General features: G+C 72.4%; 10 protein-coding genes. 8 read left to right on the top strand and 2 right to left on the bottom strand.

Going from position 1 to position 13,756, the window contains the following annotated elements; translation table 11 throughout:
* Positions 1 to 2 precede the first annotated feature (2 nt).
* From ABZ471_RS26330 to moeZ, 8 genes are all read left to right on the top strand, one after another.
* Positions 3 to 1,061 (top strand): ABC transporter permease, encoded by a 1,059-nt coding sequence (locus tag ABZ471_RS26330; RefSeq protein WP_359069503.1) that lies wholly within the window; start codon positions 3 to 5, stop codon positions 1,059 to 1,061.
* On the top strand, positions 1,058 to 2,056 hold the full coding sequence (locus ABZ471_RS26325; RefSeq protein WP_359069502.1) for an ABC transporter permease: 999 nt from the start codon (positions 1,058 to 1,060) through the stop codon (positions 2,054 to 2,056). The genes ABZ471_RS26330 and ABZ471_RS26325 overlap by 4 nt, the downstream gene beginning before the upstream one ends.
* On the top strand, positions 2,053 to 3,681 hold the full coding sequence (locus ABZ471_RS26320) for an ABC transporter ATP-binding protein (RefSeq protein ID WP_359069500.1): 1,629 nt from the start codon (positions 2,053 to 2,055) through the stop codon (positions 3,679 to 3,681). The genes ABZ471_RS26325 and ABZ471_RS26320 overlap by 4 nt, the downstream gene beginning before the upstream one ends.
* Before the next feature lie 202 nt (positions 3,682 to 3,883).
* Positions 3,884 to 5,590 (top strand): DUF3492 domain-containing protein, encoded by a 1,707-nt coding sequence (locus ABZ471_RS26315; RefSeq protein WP_359069498.1) that lies wholly within the window; start codon positions 3,884 to 3,886, stop codon positions 5,588 to 5,590.
* A gap of 449 nt (positions 5,591 to 6,039) precedes the next feature.
* The gene (locus tag ABZ471_RS26310) at positions 6,040 to 7,191 is read left to right on the top strand and encodes a hypothetical protein (protein WP_359069551.1); all 1,152 of its coding nucleotides are present in this window, start codon (positions 6,040 to 6,042) and stop codon (positions 7,189 to 7,191) included.
* A gap of 220 nt (positions 7,192 to 7,411) precedes the next feature.
* Entirely contained in the window at positions 7,412 to 8,371 is a 960-nt protein-coding gene (locus ABZ471_RS26305; protein WP_359069496.1) for an NAD-dependent epimerase/dehydratase, read from the top strand.
* Positions 8,359 to 9,108: a spherulation-specific family 4 protein gene (locus ABZ471_RS26300; RefSeq protein ID WP_359069494.1), complete on the top strand. Its 750-nt coding sequence runs from the start codon at positions 8,359 to 8,361 to the stop codon at positions 9,106 to 9,108. The genes ABZ471_RS26305 and ABZ471_RS26300 overlap by 13 nt, the downstream gene beginning before the upstream one ends.
* Before the next feature lie 63 nt (positions 9,109 to 9,171).
* Positions 9,172 to 10,350, top strand: coding sequence for an adenylyltransferase/sulfurtransferase MoeZ (gene moeZ / locus ABZ471_RS26295; RefSeq protein ID WP_359069492.1), 1,179 nt, complete (start codon positions 9,172 to 9,174; stop codon positions 10,348 to 10,350).
* Between the two features lie 68 nt (positions 10,351 to 10,418).
* On the opposite strand, the gene ABZ471_RS26290 is transcribed toward moeZ, so the two are convergent.
* Both ABZ471_RS26290 and ABZ471_RS26285 read right to left on the bottom strand, forming a co-directional pair.
* Positions 10,419 to 11,978, bottom strand: a complete 1,560-nt coding sequence (locus ABZ471_RS26290) for an alpha/beta hydrolase (RefSeq protein WP_359069490.1) — start codon at positions 11,976 to 11,978, stop codon at positions 10,419 to 10,421.
* Between the two features lie 153 nt (positions 11,979 to 12,131).
* A complete protein-coding gene (locus ABZ471_RS26285; RefSeq protein ID WP_359069488.1) occupies positions 12,132 to 13,676 on the bottom strand; it encodes an alpha/beta hydrolase in 1,545 nt (514 codons plus the stop codon).
* Positions 13,677 to 13,756: the final 80 nt, after the last annotated feature.

Below are 13,756 nucleotides of genomic sequence, written 5' to 3'. Positions count from 1 at the left end.
CCGTGAGCGAGGCACTTGTCGCCCCCCAGGCCCCCGGGACGGACAGCTCCGTCCCGGGGGTTTCGGGGGCCCGTCAGTTCTGGCTGCGGCTGCGGGCGCAGCGCGCCGCCCTGGTCGCCGCGGCCGTCGTAGCACTGCTCGTCCTGGTGGCGCTCGCCGCACCGCTGCTCACCGCCCTGGAAGGCCAGGACCCGACCACGTACCACCCGTCACTGGTCGACTCCGCGCGCGGAGGCGTGCCCATCGGCCCGTTCGGCGGCATCGGCGCCGACCACTGGCTGGGCGTCGAACCGCAGACCGGCCGCGACCTGTTCGCGCGGCTCGTCTACGGAGCGCGGGTGTCGCTGGGGGTCGCGCTGGCGGCGACCCTGGTGCAGGTCGCGATCGGGGTGATGGTCGGAGTGGCCTCCGCGCTCGGCAGTCGATGGGTTGATCAACTGTTGAGCCGCGCCACGGACATCATCGTCGCCATGCCACTGATGATCATGTCGCTGGCCCTGCTGTCGATCGTGCCGCCGAGCTTTCCGCGGCCCGTGCTCGTCACGCTCGTCATCGGCCTCATCGGCTGGGGCAACATCGCGAAGATCGTGCGCGCCCAGACCCTCACCCTCAAGGGGCTCGACTACGTCGCCGCCGCCCGGCTGAGCGGCTCGGGCGGCTGGCGGATCGCCCGCCGCGAGCTGCTGCCCGGTATCGCCGCGCCCGTCATCACGTACGCGGCGCTGCTCGTCCCCATGAACATCTCGGTCGAGGCCGCCCTCTCCTTCCTCGGTGTGGGCGTGAAGCCGCCCACGCCGTCCTGGGGACAGATGCTCACCAGCGCCGATGTCTGGTACCAGGCGGCACCGCAGTACCTGCTGCTGCCGGCCGGGGCGCTGTTCGTCACCGTCCTGGCCCTGACCGTCCTCGGTGACGGCGTGCGCACCGCACTCGATCCGCGCGCGGCCTCCCGCCTGCGCGTCGGCACAAGGAAGGGCGACGGCACAAGGAAGGGCGTGGGCACCGGAAAGGGTGCCGGCACCGGGAAGCGGCTCGGCACGAGCAAGGAGGAGACCGCATGAGCGGCTTCGGTGGTTTCGTCCTGCGCCGCGCGGTCGGCATGGCGGTCACGCTGCTCGCCATCTCGCTGATCGTCTACGTCGTCTTCTACGCCACCCCCGGCAACGTCGCCCAGATCACCTGCGGTCCGCGCTGCTCGCCGGAACAGGTGCACCAGGTCGCCGCGCAGCTCAGGCTCGACGACCCGATCTACCTGCGCTACTGGCACTTCCTGGAAGGCCTCTTCGTCGGCCAGGACTACTCCACGGGCACCTCGGTGGCGCACTGCTCCGCACCCTGCCTGGGACTGTCGTACCAGAGTGACCGGCAAGTCATGGAGATCATCCTGACCAGGCTGCCGGTCAGCCTGTCGCTCGTCCTCGGCGCGATGGTGCTGTGGCTCCTCCTCGGCGTCGGCACCGGCGTGCTCTCCGCCTGGCGGCGCGGCCGGATCTCCGAGCGCGTCCTGACCGCCCTCACCCTCGCCGGCACCGCCACGCCCGTCTTCGTCATCGGCCTCGTCCTGATGATCGTCGTCTGCGGCGAACTCCAGCTGCTGCCCTTCCCGCAGTACGTGAACTTCGGCGACGACCCCGAGCAGTGGGCGTGGAACCTGCTGCTGCCCTGGCTCTCGCTCGCCCTGATCGAGGCGGCCGCGTTCGCCCGCCTGACCCGCGCCTCGATGCTGGAGACCCTCACCGAGGACCACATCCGCACCTTCCGCGCCTACGGCGTGGGCGAGCGCGCGATCGTCGCACGGCACGCCCTGCGCGGCGCCCTCGCGCCCGTCATCGCGCTGAACGCCAACAACGTCGGCTCGGCGATCGGCGGCGCCGTGCTCACCGAGACCCTGTTCGGCCTGCCCGGCATCGGCCAGGAGCTTGTGCACGCGGTGAAGGTCGTCGACCTGCCGGTCGTCGTCGGCATGGTCCTGGTGATCGGCTTCTTCGTGGTCATCGCCAACGCCGTCGCGGACGTCCTGTACGCGGTGGCCGACCGACGGGTGGTACTCGCATGAGCCTGGTGGAAGTCTCGGACCTGACCGTCGAGTTCGGCTCGCTGCGTGCCGTGGACGGGCTCTCCTTCCGGCTGGAGGAGGGCGCGGCCCTCGCGCTCGTCGGCGAGTCCGGCTCCGGCAAATCCACGGTCGCCGGCGCCCTGCTGGGCCTGCACCGGGGCACCGGCGCCCGGGTCGGCGGCGCCGTCCGCGTCGCCGGCACCGACGTGCAGCAGTCCTCGGACGAGGAACTGCGGCGGCTGCGCGGCGCGAAGGCCGCCATGGTCTTCCAGGACCCGCTGTCCTCGCTCGACCCGTACTACGCGATCGGCGACCAGATCGCCGAGGTCTACCGCGTGCACGCGCGCGTGTCGCGCCGCGCCGCACGCGCGCGTGCCGTCGAGACGCTGGAGAGGGTAGGAATTCCGGACGCACCGCGCCGGTCCCGTTCCCGCCCGCACGAGTTCAGCGGCGGCATGCGCCAGCGCGCCCTCATCGCCATGGCGCTCGCCTGCTCGCCCGAGCTGCTGATCGCCGACGAGCCCACGACGGCCCTCGACGTCACCGTCCAGGCCCAGATCCTCGACCTGCTCCACACGCTGCGCGAGGAGACCGGCATGGGCCTGCTGCTCGTCACCCACGACGTGGGCGTCGCCGCCGAGAGCGTCGACGAGGTCCTGGTCATGCGGCACGGCCGGGCCGTCGAACACGGCCCCGTCGGCACGGTTCTGGGGGCGCCCGCGCAGGCGTACACCCGCGAACTCCTCGACGCCGTCCCGCGCGTGGACGCGCAGCGCGCCGAGTCCGAGGCGTCCGACGAGGTCGTGCTGGAGGCCGGCGGACTCCGGCGCGAGTTCGGGCGCGGCAAGCGGGCGTTCACGGCCGTGGACGACGTCTCGCTGACCGTCCGCCGGGGCGAGACCCTGGGCATCGTGGGGGAGAGCGGCAGCGGCAAGACCACGCTGGGGCGCATGCTGGTCGGGCTGCTGGAGCCGACCGCCGGCGAGATCCGCTATGCGGGGCGCCCGCACACCGGCGTGAACCCTGCCGTCCAGATGGTCTTCCAGGACCCCGTCTCCTCCCTCAACCCCCGTCGCAGCGTGGGCGAGTCCATCGCCGACCCACTCCGCGCGCGCGGGACGGGGGTCTCCCCGCTCGGGGGCGGCCGAGAGCGGGGGAGCGACGAGCAGCGCATCCGGGGGCGCGTGATCGAACTCCTGGAGCGCGTGGGGCTCGAAGCGGCGCACTACGACCGCTACCCGCACGAGTTCAGCGGCGGACAGCGCCAGCGCGTGGGCATCGCGCGGGCGCTCGCCGCCGACCCGCGCGTCATCGTCTGCGACGAGCCCGTCTCCGCGCTCGACGTCACGACGCAGGCCCAGGTGGTCGAACTGCTCGGCCGGCTGCAGCGGGAACTCGGGCTCGCGCTCGTGTTCATCGCGCACGACCTCGCCGTCGTCCGCCAGGTCAGCGACCGGGTCGCGGTGATGCGCCGCGGACAGGTCGTCGAGTCCGGACCCGTCGACGAGGTGTACGACGCCCCGCGCGAGGCGTACACCCAGCAGCTCCTGGCCGCCGTACCCGCCCTCGACCCCGGGCTGGCGGCCGAGCGGCGGGCGGCCCGGCGGAAGCTGGCCATGGCGTAACGTTTCGCATCCGAGTCATCACCGTCTGATCTCTTAGCGTGGCAGAACGCGAGCCGCACGCGAAAGTTACGACCGTTCACCCCTTTTGGTGGCGCGATGGACAACCGTCCGTCGCGCCACCGCCTTGTCCGCTTACGTTCTTCCCGCTGCGAGCCGCCGGGACCAGGGCGGCTCCCACTCACGGGAGATCGGGGGTGCACACGTGCGCATCGGACTGATTACGGAGGGTGGCTATCCGCATGTGAGCGGTGACGCCGGGCTCTGGTGCGACCGGCTCGTGCGCGGGCTCGCACAGCACGAGTTCGACATCTACGCGCTCAGTCGCAGCCGGGAGCAGGAGGACGCGGGCTGGGTCCCGCTGCCCGAGCAGGTCAGCCGGGTGCGTACGGCCCCGCTGTGGACGGCCGACGACGACGGGGGCGCCTACGGACGGCGCGCGCGCCGGCGCTTCACCGAGTGTTACGGGGAACTGGTCGGGGTGCTGTGCGCCGGATCCGACGCCGCGCCCGGCGACGCTGCCCCGCATCACTTGGCGGACCGTTTCGGCAATGCGCTGTACGCGCTCGCCGAACTCGCCCGCGACGAGGGCGGACTGGTCGGCGCACTCCGCTCCGACACCGCCGTGCGCACCCTGGAGCGCGCCTGCCGCGCCCCCGGCGCGCTGCGCACGGCGCGCGAGGCGCGCGTACCCGACCTGCTCACCATCACCGCGCACCTCGAACGCGCCCTGCGCCCCCTCTCCCTCGACTGGTACGGCGACGACGGCCTCGGCGCGGCCGACGTCTGCCACGCCACCGCCGGCGGCCCGGCCGCCCTGCCCGGACTGCTCGCCCGGCACTTCGGCGACGTACCGCTGCTGGTCACGGAGTACGGCGTGCAACTGCGCTCGCACTACCTGGCGCTCGGCCCCGACGCCGCCGCCCCCGCCGTACGCGCCCTGCTCGCCGCCTTCCACGGCCGGCTGGCCGCCGAGGTCTACCGCAGCGCCGCGATTCTCACGCCCGGCAACGCCCACACCCGCCGCTGGCAGGAACGGTGCGGCGCCGAGCGCCCACGGATCCGTACCGTCCACCCGGGCATGGACGCCTCCCGCTTCGCGGAGGTCGGCGAGGCCCCGGACCGCGCCGACGCGGACACGCTCGTCTGGGTCGGGCGCGTGGAACCCGCCAAGGACCTGATCTCGCTGCTGCACGCCTTCGCCGAGGTCCGCAGAGAGGCGCCGAAGGCCCGCCTGCGGATCGTCGGCGCGCCCGCGGGCCCCGAGGGCCCGGTCTACCTGCGCCACTGCCGGGCCCTCGCCGCCCAGCTCTTCCCGGACGAGGCGGAGGGCGTGCACGCGGTCGGCGACAACCCGGTCTCCTTCGAGGAGATCGGCGGCCCCGAGGCCCCGACCCTGCCCGACGCGTACGCCGCCGGCGCCGTCGTCGTCCTCTCCAGTGTCGTCGAGGGCTTTCCGATCAGTCTGGTCGAGGCCATGTTCTGCGGCCGCGCCACGGTGTCCACGGATGTCGGCGCGGTGGTGGAGGTGATCGGCGGCACGGGCCTGGTCGTGCCCCCGCGCAATCCACGGGCGCTCGCCGAGGCGTGCGTGGCGCTGTTGCACGACCCCGAGCGCCGTGCGCGCCTGGGCGCCGCCGCGCGCGCCCGCGCGCTCGAACTGTTCACCGCCGAGCAGAACATCGCGGCCTTTCGCAGCATTTACCTGGAGATCGTCTCGCGCTGCCCGGTGCGCCGCGTCGTCCTCGACGAGGCGGGGGAGCCCCTGCCCTTCGCCGCCCCGGCCGAGGCCCACGTCCCCGTCCACTGGACCGGCCCCACGGCTCGCGTACTGACCCAGGACGTTCCGGGCTGGGCGGCAGGCGGCCCGGTCCGCGCGACACCGCTGGCGGCCCCTGAGGGGGCGCGATGAGCGGCTTCGGCGGGGTGGACGGCCTCCACGACGACAGGGACGCCATGAACGAGCCCGGCGGCTCGGACCGACCCGCGACGCCGAGCGGCGCCGACGCATGGGACGGACGGTCGGGGGAGTGGCTGACCGGGTCTGGATCGCACGACGGGCGGGTGCTCCGGCCCGGGGCAAGCGGGGAAGGGCCGACGCGTATGGGACCCGAGGCCCCGGCCGGTGCGGAGGGGGCTGTGGGTTGGGACGCTCCCGCGGGGTCCGGTGCTGAGAGGTTCGTGCGTTGGGACGCCTCCGCCGGTGTTCGTGCCGAGGAGGCTGCGCGCTGGGACGCTCCCGCCGGGGCCGGTGCGCAGCGCGGTGTGTCCGCGGCGGCCTCCGTCGCACCGGGCGCCAAGGAGCCCTCGCCGGCGAGGGCTTCGGCCCGTGCGGCTCGGCCGTCCGTGCCCTCGGTACCGGTGCGGGCCGGAGCCGGGGCCGAGCCCGGCAGGAGCCGTAGAACCACCTCTCGACGCGGGGTCGCCGATCCCGTGAAAGCCCTATTGCACCGTCACCGGGAGCTGTGCCAGCGGGCCGTGGATCCCCTGGAGATCGCCGCCGGACTGGAGGCGCACGGGGTCACCGACCGGACCGCCGCCCAGTTCCGCCACCGCGACGTCTTCTCGCTCGCCGAGGAGCTGTACGCGCGCGTGCCGCGCGACGGCGCACCACGTCCGCAGCCCGACCCCGTGCGCGCACCCCGCGTCCGTGCCGTCTGGGTGCTGCTGACCCTCCTGCCAGGAGCGCTCGGCGCGGCCGCCGTGACCGGGCTGTGCCTCACCCATGGCCAGGCCCGCCTCCTGGTGGCCCTCGGCGGACTCCTCGCCGTCGCCCTCGCCCTCCGCGCGGCCCTGCGCCGCGGTCCCCTCGCTACCCGGCCAGGCACACCCCCGTGGCACAAGGCTTCCGGAACGCGCGCGTGGACCCTCTGGCTGCTCACGTACGCCCTCCTGGGCGACGGTCTCCTGAGCGCCGTGGTGGCAGGCGGCCCCGACGCGCCGCCCACCGGCGCCCCGGACGGCCCCTGGCCGGTCTCCACCGCGCCCGCCCTGGCGCTCACCCTGGCCTGCGCCCCGGCCGCCTGGTGCGCCCACCTCCTCACCGCCGGTGCCCGCCGCAGACTCGCCGGCAGCCGCGGCCTCGAGGACTTCACGGCCGCCGCCCGGCCGCTGCTGCTCGGCACGTTCGTCCTGTTCCTCGCCGCCCTCACCGCTCTGCTCGCCGTATGCGGCGCCGTCCTGCACGAGAGCGCGGCCTACCCGCAGGCCCTCACGCTGGGCGCCCTCCTCCTGCTCGCGCGCCTCCTGGCCGTGCACCACCACCGGCACGCCCCCGCCCTCACCCTCGGCGCGGCGGTGGCCGTCGAGGTGGCGGTCCCCGCCCTGCTCCTGGCCGGCCGACTGCCCGGCTGCGCCTTCCTGGCGACCTCCGTCGAGACCCTGGTCGACGCCTGGGGCCCGGCCGCCGTCCCGGCGCTCGCCTGCGGCACCGCTGCCCTGACCCTGCTGGTCCACGCCCTGCGCACCCTCACCCGAGCCTCGGCCCACGCGGGGACGGGAGCACCCGAGTGAACCCTCCGAGACCGGCCCGCACCGAACCCGCCACCAGCCGCCCCGAGCGCGTGGCAGCACCCGACCGCGGCCGCAGGCGCCCGGCCCACTGTCGGAGGCAGCCGCACCACCCCTTCGAAGGAGAAGACGAGATGACCACCTCCCGACACGGAGCGCACGGAGCGCCCGGAGCGTCCGGAGCCTTGGGAGCAGCCGGAGTGCACACCCCGGGAGTCGCACGATGAGGGTCCTGCTGATCGGAGCCAACGGATACATCGGCCGCTTCGTCGCCGACCGCCTGCTCGCCGACCCGGCCGTCCAGCTCACCGCGCTCGGCCGCGGCGACGATGCCGACGTCCGCTTCGACCTCGCCACCGGCAGCCCCGGGGCGCTCACCCGCTTCCTGGACGCGGTCCACCCCGGAGTCGTCGTCAACTGCGCCGGCGCCACCCGCGGCGGCGCCCGCGAACTCACCCGGCACAACACCGTCGCCGTTGCCACCGTCTGCGAGGCCCTGCGCCGCAGCGGCTGCGGCGCCCGCCTGGTGCAGATCGGCTGCGGCTCCGAGTACGGACCCAGCCAGACCGGTTCCTCCACGGCCGAGGACGCCGTGCCCCGCCCCGGGGGCCCGTACGGCGTCAGCAAACTCGCCGCCACCGAACTGGTCCTCGGCTCCGGCCTCGACGCCGTCATCCTCCGCGTCTTCTCACCCGCCGGCCCCGGCACCCCGGCCGGCTCCCCGCTCGGCCGGCTCGCCGAAGCCATGCGGCGCGCCATGCAGTCCGGCGACGGGGAACTCAAGCTCGGCGGTCTCGGCGTCCAACGCGACTTCATCGACGTCCGCGACGTCGCCCGCGCCGTGCACGCCGCCTCGCTCTCCGCGGCGCAGGGCGTCATCAACATCGGCTCCGGCCGCGCCGTCCGCCTCCGCGACGCCGCCGCCGTCCTCGCCCGGGTCGCCGGATACGGCGGCGCCCTCCATGAACTCGACGCCCCTCCCGGGCCGCTGCGCAGCGCCATCGGCCACCCCCGCGCCGACTCCGACCATGCGGCCCCGGTCGCGTACCCGTACCCGGACGGCTGCGGCAGTTGGCAGCAGGCCGATGTGCGCACCGCCCGGGACCGGCTCGGCTGGCGGCCCCGGATCAACCTCGAAGAATCCCTGGCCGACATCTGGATGGAGGCGGCATGCCGCATCTGACCAGCACCACAGCGGGCACCACCGGCACCGGCATCCGTACCGCGCTCGGCATCCCCGGCTATGCCCACCCGCTCGTCGCCCCGGCCCAGTGGGCCGAACTCGCTCGCCCCGCAACCCCCCTGGACTGGGTGGTGCTCAACGTCGCCGCCGGGCCCGGCACCCGCCCCGACCCGCACTGCCTGGAAGCCGCGGGCCGGCTGCACAACGCGGGCGTTCGCGTCCTCGGCCACCTGGACCTCACCCATGGCACCCGCCCCTTCGCCGATCTGCTCGGCGACGCGCACCGCCACCTCGACTGGTACCGCGTCGACGGCTTCCTGCTGGACCGCTGCCCCGCCGGGCGCGCCGCGCTCCCCGAGGTCCGCCGCGCGCTCGCCGCGCTCCGGGCGATCAGTGACACCGCCCACATCGTCCTCGGCCACGGCAGCCATCCGCACCCTGGGTACGCGGAGAGCGCCGACCAGTTGGTGACCTTCTCCGGCCCCTGGTCCGAGTACCGCTTCTCGCAGGTCGCCGAGTGGACCGCCGACTATCCGCCGGACCGCTTCTGCCACTTCGTGCACGGCGTGCCCCTGGGGCACCTGGAGGAGGCGCTGCGCATCGCGCGCTGGCAGGGCGCGGCGACGATCTACCTCACCGACCACACCGACCGGGGTGGCCGCGCCGACCCGTGGGAGACCATGCCCGGCTACTGGGACGAAATCGTCTCGCGTGTCGGAACAGGTGTCTCGGAATGAAGAAGGCCGTGGCAGTGTTACGGGGAGAACAACCGTAGTGATTGACCGACCAACGGAGTCCCCGTGTCGCTGCCACCCCTGGTCGAGCCAGCCTCTGAGCTCACCGTAGACGAGGTCCGCAGGTACTCCCGCCACCTGATCATCCCCGATGTCGGGATGGACGGGCAGAAGCGGCTGAAGAACGCCAAGGTGCTCTGTGTGGGCGCCGGCGGCCTGGGCTCGCCCGCGCTGATGTACCTGGCCGCGGCGGGCGTCGGCACGCTCGGCATCGTGGAGTTCGACGAGGTCGACGAGTCGAACCTGCAGCGCCAGATCATCCACAGCCAGGCCGACATCGGCCGCTCCAAGGCCGAGTCCGCGCGCGACTCCGTCCTCGGCATCAACCCGTACGTGAACGTGATCCTTCACGAGGAGCGGCTCGAAGCCGACAACGTGATGGACATCTTCAGCCAGTACGACCTGATCGTCGACGGCACGGACAACTTCGCGACCCGCTACCTGGTCAACGACGCTTGTGTACTGCTGAACAAGCCGTACGTGTGGGGCTCGATCTACCGCTTCGACGGGCAGGCCTCGGTCTTCTGGTCCGAGTACGGCCCCTGCTACCGCTGCCTCTACCCGGAGCCCCCGCCGCCGGGCATGGTCCCCTCCTGCGCCGAGGGCGGCGTGCTGGGCGTGCTGTGCGCGTCCATCGGCTCCATCCAGGTCACCGAGGCGATCAAGGTCCTCACCGGCACCGGTGAGCCCCTGGTCGGCCGCCTGATGATCTACGACGCCCTGGAGATGCAGTACCGCCAGGTCAAGGTCCGCAAGGACCCCGACTGCGCGGTGTGCGGCGAGAATCCGACCGTCACCGAGCTCATCGACTACGAGGCCTTCTGCGGTGTCGTCTCCGAGGAGGCACAGGAGGCGGCCGCCGGCTCGACGATCACTCCGAAGCAGCTCAAGGAGTGGATCGACGACGGCGAGAACATCGAGATCATCGACGTCCGCGAGATCAACGAGTACGAGATCGTCTCGATCCCCGGCGCCAAGCTGATCCCGAAGAACGAGTTCCTCATGGGCACCGCCCTCGAGAGCCTTCCGCAGGACAAGAAGATCGTCCTGCACTGCAAGACGGGTGTCCGCAGTGCGGAGGTCCTCGCCGTCCTGAAGTCCGCGGGCTTCTCGGACGCCGTCCACGTCGGCGGCGGCGTCATCGGCTGGGTCAACCAGATCGAGCCGGACAAGCCGGTCTACTAGGCGTACGCCTTCCACGGTCCCGGAGGGGCTCGGCACCACGCGTGCCGGGCCCCTTTGCGTTGCCTGCTCTACGAGCAGACCTTGCCGTCCTTCGGCACGGTCCCCTGCAGCAGGTAGGCGTTCACCGTCGAGTCGACGCAGGCGCTCCCGTTGCCGTACGCCCCGTGGCCCTCGCCCTTCCAGGTCAGTTCGATGCCGACGCCCTTGCCCAGTTCGTCGGCCATCCTGCGGGCACCCTCGTACGGCGTCGCCGGGTCCCCGGTGTTGCCGACGAGCAGGATCGGTGCCGCACCAGGTGCGCTGACCTCGGGGGTGTCGTACTGGCCCGGCACCGGCCAGTCGTGGCACCAGCCGGCCATGTCCCAGCCCAGAAAGTCGCCGAAGACCGGGGAGATCTGCTCGAAGCCGGGCAGCCGCTTCTTCGTCTGCGCGAGCGTGGGCCGCTGCCTGTCGTCCAGGCACGATATGACCCGTTGGGCGTGGCTCGTCGTGCCGTAGTGCCCCGAGGCGTTGCGCTCGTTGTAGTCGTCCGCGAGCGCCAGCAGCTCCGAACCGTCGTCCTTCTCCGCCGAGTTGAGCGCACTCGTCAGCCGTGGCCATCCGGCCTCGCTGTAGAGCGGCAGCACGATGCCGGTGACCGCCAGTGTCTGGGTCAGCTTCCGCCCGGACGACGTGGGCAGCGGCTTCGCGTCGATCCGCCGGAGCAGGTCCACGATCTTCTGCGAACCCTGCTTCGGTTCCTGGCCGGTGGATTTCAGGTAGTCGTCCAGGGCTCGCTGGAAACCGCGGGCCTGGTTCTCGGCGTGGCCCACCGTGTCCGCGGTCGGGTCGACCACCGCGTCGAGGATCAGCCGGCCGACCCGCTTCGGGAACAGGTGGGCGTACACGCCGCCCAGTTCGGTGCCGTAGGAGATGCCGAAGTAGTGCATCGTCCGGTCGCCGAGCACCTGGCGGATCAGGTCCATGTCGCGTGCGGTGTCGGTCGTGGAGACGTGCGCCAGCAGCCGGCCGGCGGCCTTCTGGCATCCCTTGCCGAAGTCGGTGGCGTCCCGCAGATACGCCTTCTCCTCGGCCGGGGTGTCCGGAGTCGCGTCCACGTCCTCGGCGACCTCGATGTCCCGGTCTCCGCGGCAGCGGACGCCCTCGCTGGCGCCGACCCCGCGCGGGTCCCAGCTCACCAGGTCGTAGCGTTCGCGCAGCTTGGAGACGGTGGCCCCGTAGTACGGCATCATCGACACGCCCGAGCCGCCGGGACCGCCGAAGTTGAACAGCAGCGAGCCGATCCGGCCGCTTCCCGTCGCCCGTGCACGGATGAGGGCGAGGTCGATCGTCGGACCGCCCGGCTTCGACCAGTCCAGCGGCACCTTGAGCGTGGCGCACCGCCAGTCGTCGCTCGGCATCGCGGAGTCCCCGGTGGCCTTGCAGTGCTGCCAGTCGAGCTGCTGCGAGGTGAGCGAGGAGGGGAGGTCCGCCGCGGAGGGTGACGCCGATGCGGGAGCCGGACCGGTCTTCTCGGACGGGCCTGTCCCCTTGCCCTCGTCCTGGCCCCCGCCCGACGAGCCGCCGCCGCATCCGGCCACCAGCAGCGCTGCGGCCACGCCGGCGGTCCACCGCAGGAATCGCACCATGAGCACCCCCCTAGCAGGCCCTCCGCATCGTGCCGCGGAAGGCGTTCAGGTCATGGTAGGCGGAGCGGGCTCAGTCCGTGACAGCCTGTGGATAACGTTCTGACCTGCAATTTTCCAAGGATTCCCGGAGCTCCTGCCAAGGATTCCCGGAGTCTAGGAGCAGACTGTGCCGGCCTTCGGCACCGTCCCGTCGAGCAGGTAGCCGTTCACCGCGCTCTGCACGCACTTGTTCTTGCTGTCGTACGCCCCGTGCCCCTGGCCCTTGTACGTCAGCTCCACGGCGACGCCCTTGCCGAGGGCGTCCACCATCTTCTTCGCGCCCTCGTACGGGGTCGCGGGGTCACCGGTGTTGCCGACGACGAGGATGGGCGCCGATCCGGGCGCGCTGACATCGGGATGGTCGGCGGCACCGGGCACCGCCCAGTCGGTGCAGCTGGCCATGCCCCAGGCCAGGTAGTCCCCGAACACCGGGGAGGCGGCGCGGAAGTCGGGCAGCTTCTGCTGCACGTAGTCCGCGGTGTACCGGGGTTTCTCGTCGGAGCAGTTGATGGCGATGTTGGCCGAGGTGATGTTGCTGTACTCGCCGTTCTCGCTGCGCCCGTTCATCGAGTCGGACAGCAGCATGAGGATCCTGCCGTCCCCTTCGTACGCCTGCTGGAGCCCCTCGGTGAGGTACTCCCAGAAGTCCTTGGAGTACAGGGACTGCGCGATGCCGTTGGTCGCAGCGGTCTGCGTCAGCTGCCGCGGGAGGATGCCGGGGATCGGCTTCTTCTCCAGGTCGCTCAGAAGTTTGGCGATGCGGTCCTTGACGTCCTGCGCGGTGTCGCCGATCGGACAGTCCTCCGTCTTCGAGGTGCAGTCCTCGGCGAAGTTGTCGAGCGCGAGCTGGAAGCCCCTGGCCTGTCCGAGCGCGCTCTGTTCGGGGGTCTGGGTGGGGTCGACGACCGCGTCGAAGACGGCCCGGCCGACGTTCTTGGGGAACAGGTGGGCGTAGACGCCGCCGAGTTCGGTGCCGTAGGAGATGCCGAAGTAGTGCAGCTTGTCGTCGCCGAGGACCTGGCGCATCAGGTCCATGTCGCGGGCCGCGTCCGTGGTGCGCACATGCGGCAGGATCTTCGCGGAGTTTTTCTCGCAGGCATTGTTGAACTGTTTGGTGCGGTCGAGCAGTTGGGTCTCCTCCGTGCTGTTGTCGGGTGTCGCGTCCTGCTGGAAGTAATCGTCGAGCTGGGCGTTGCTCTCGCACTTCACGGGCGCGCTGCGGCCGACCCCGCGCGGGTCGAAGCTCACCAGGTCGTAGCGGGTGTTCAGGGCGGCGTAGTCCGCGCCGAACGCGGGCAGGGTGGTGACCCCGCTGCCGCCGGGGCCGCCGAAGTTGAAGATGAGGGAGCCGATCCGTTTGCCCGGGTCGCCGCTGGCCTTGGCACGGATCAACGCGATGTCGATGGTGTCGCCCTTGGGATCGCTCCAGTCCAGGGGCGCCTTCATGGTGGCGCACTGCCACTTGGAGCCGTTCGGCAGCGGGGACGGGGAGGTGCCGCCGCCCTCCGCCTCGGATGGGGCCGGGCAGTCCGTCCAGTCCAGCTTCTGCGCCGTCAGGTCCCCGCCCTTGGCGCTCTCGCTGCATCCGGCCAGCAGGGCGGCCAGCAGCACGGCGCTGGTGGTCAGGGCGGCGGCACGCAGCCGGGAAGGGTTGGCCATGTTTCCATCCTGGGGGCGTGCGCGCCGGGGCGCGCGGGGCGCGGGCCGTACGAGGTACGCCCCCAGGACCTGCTGTGCAG

Origin of the sequence: Streptomyces sp. NPDC005728 (genome assembly GCF_040630895.1) — a bacterium.
Lineage (GTDB): Bacteria > Actinomycetota > Actinomycetes > Streptomycetales > Streptomycetaceae > Streptomyces.
The sequence above is the reverse complement of the archived record's forward strand: the minus strand, read 5'-3'. Positions and strand labels throughout refer to the sequence as shown.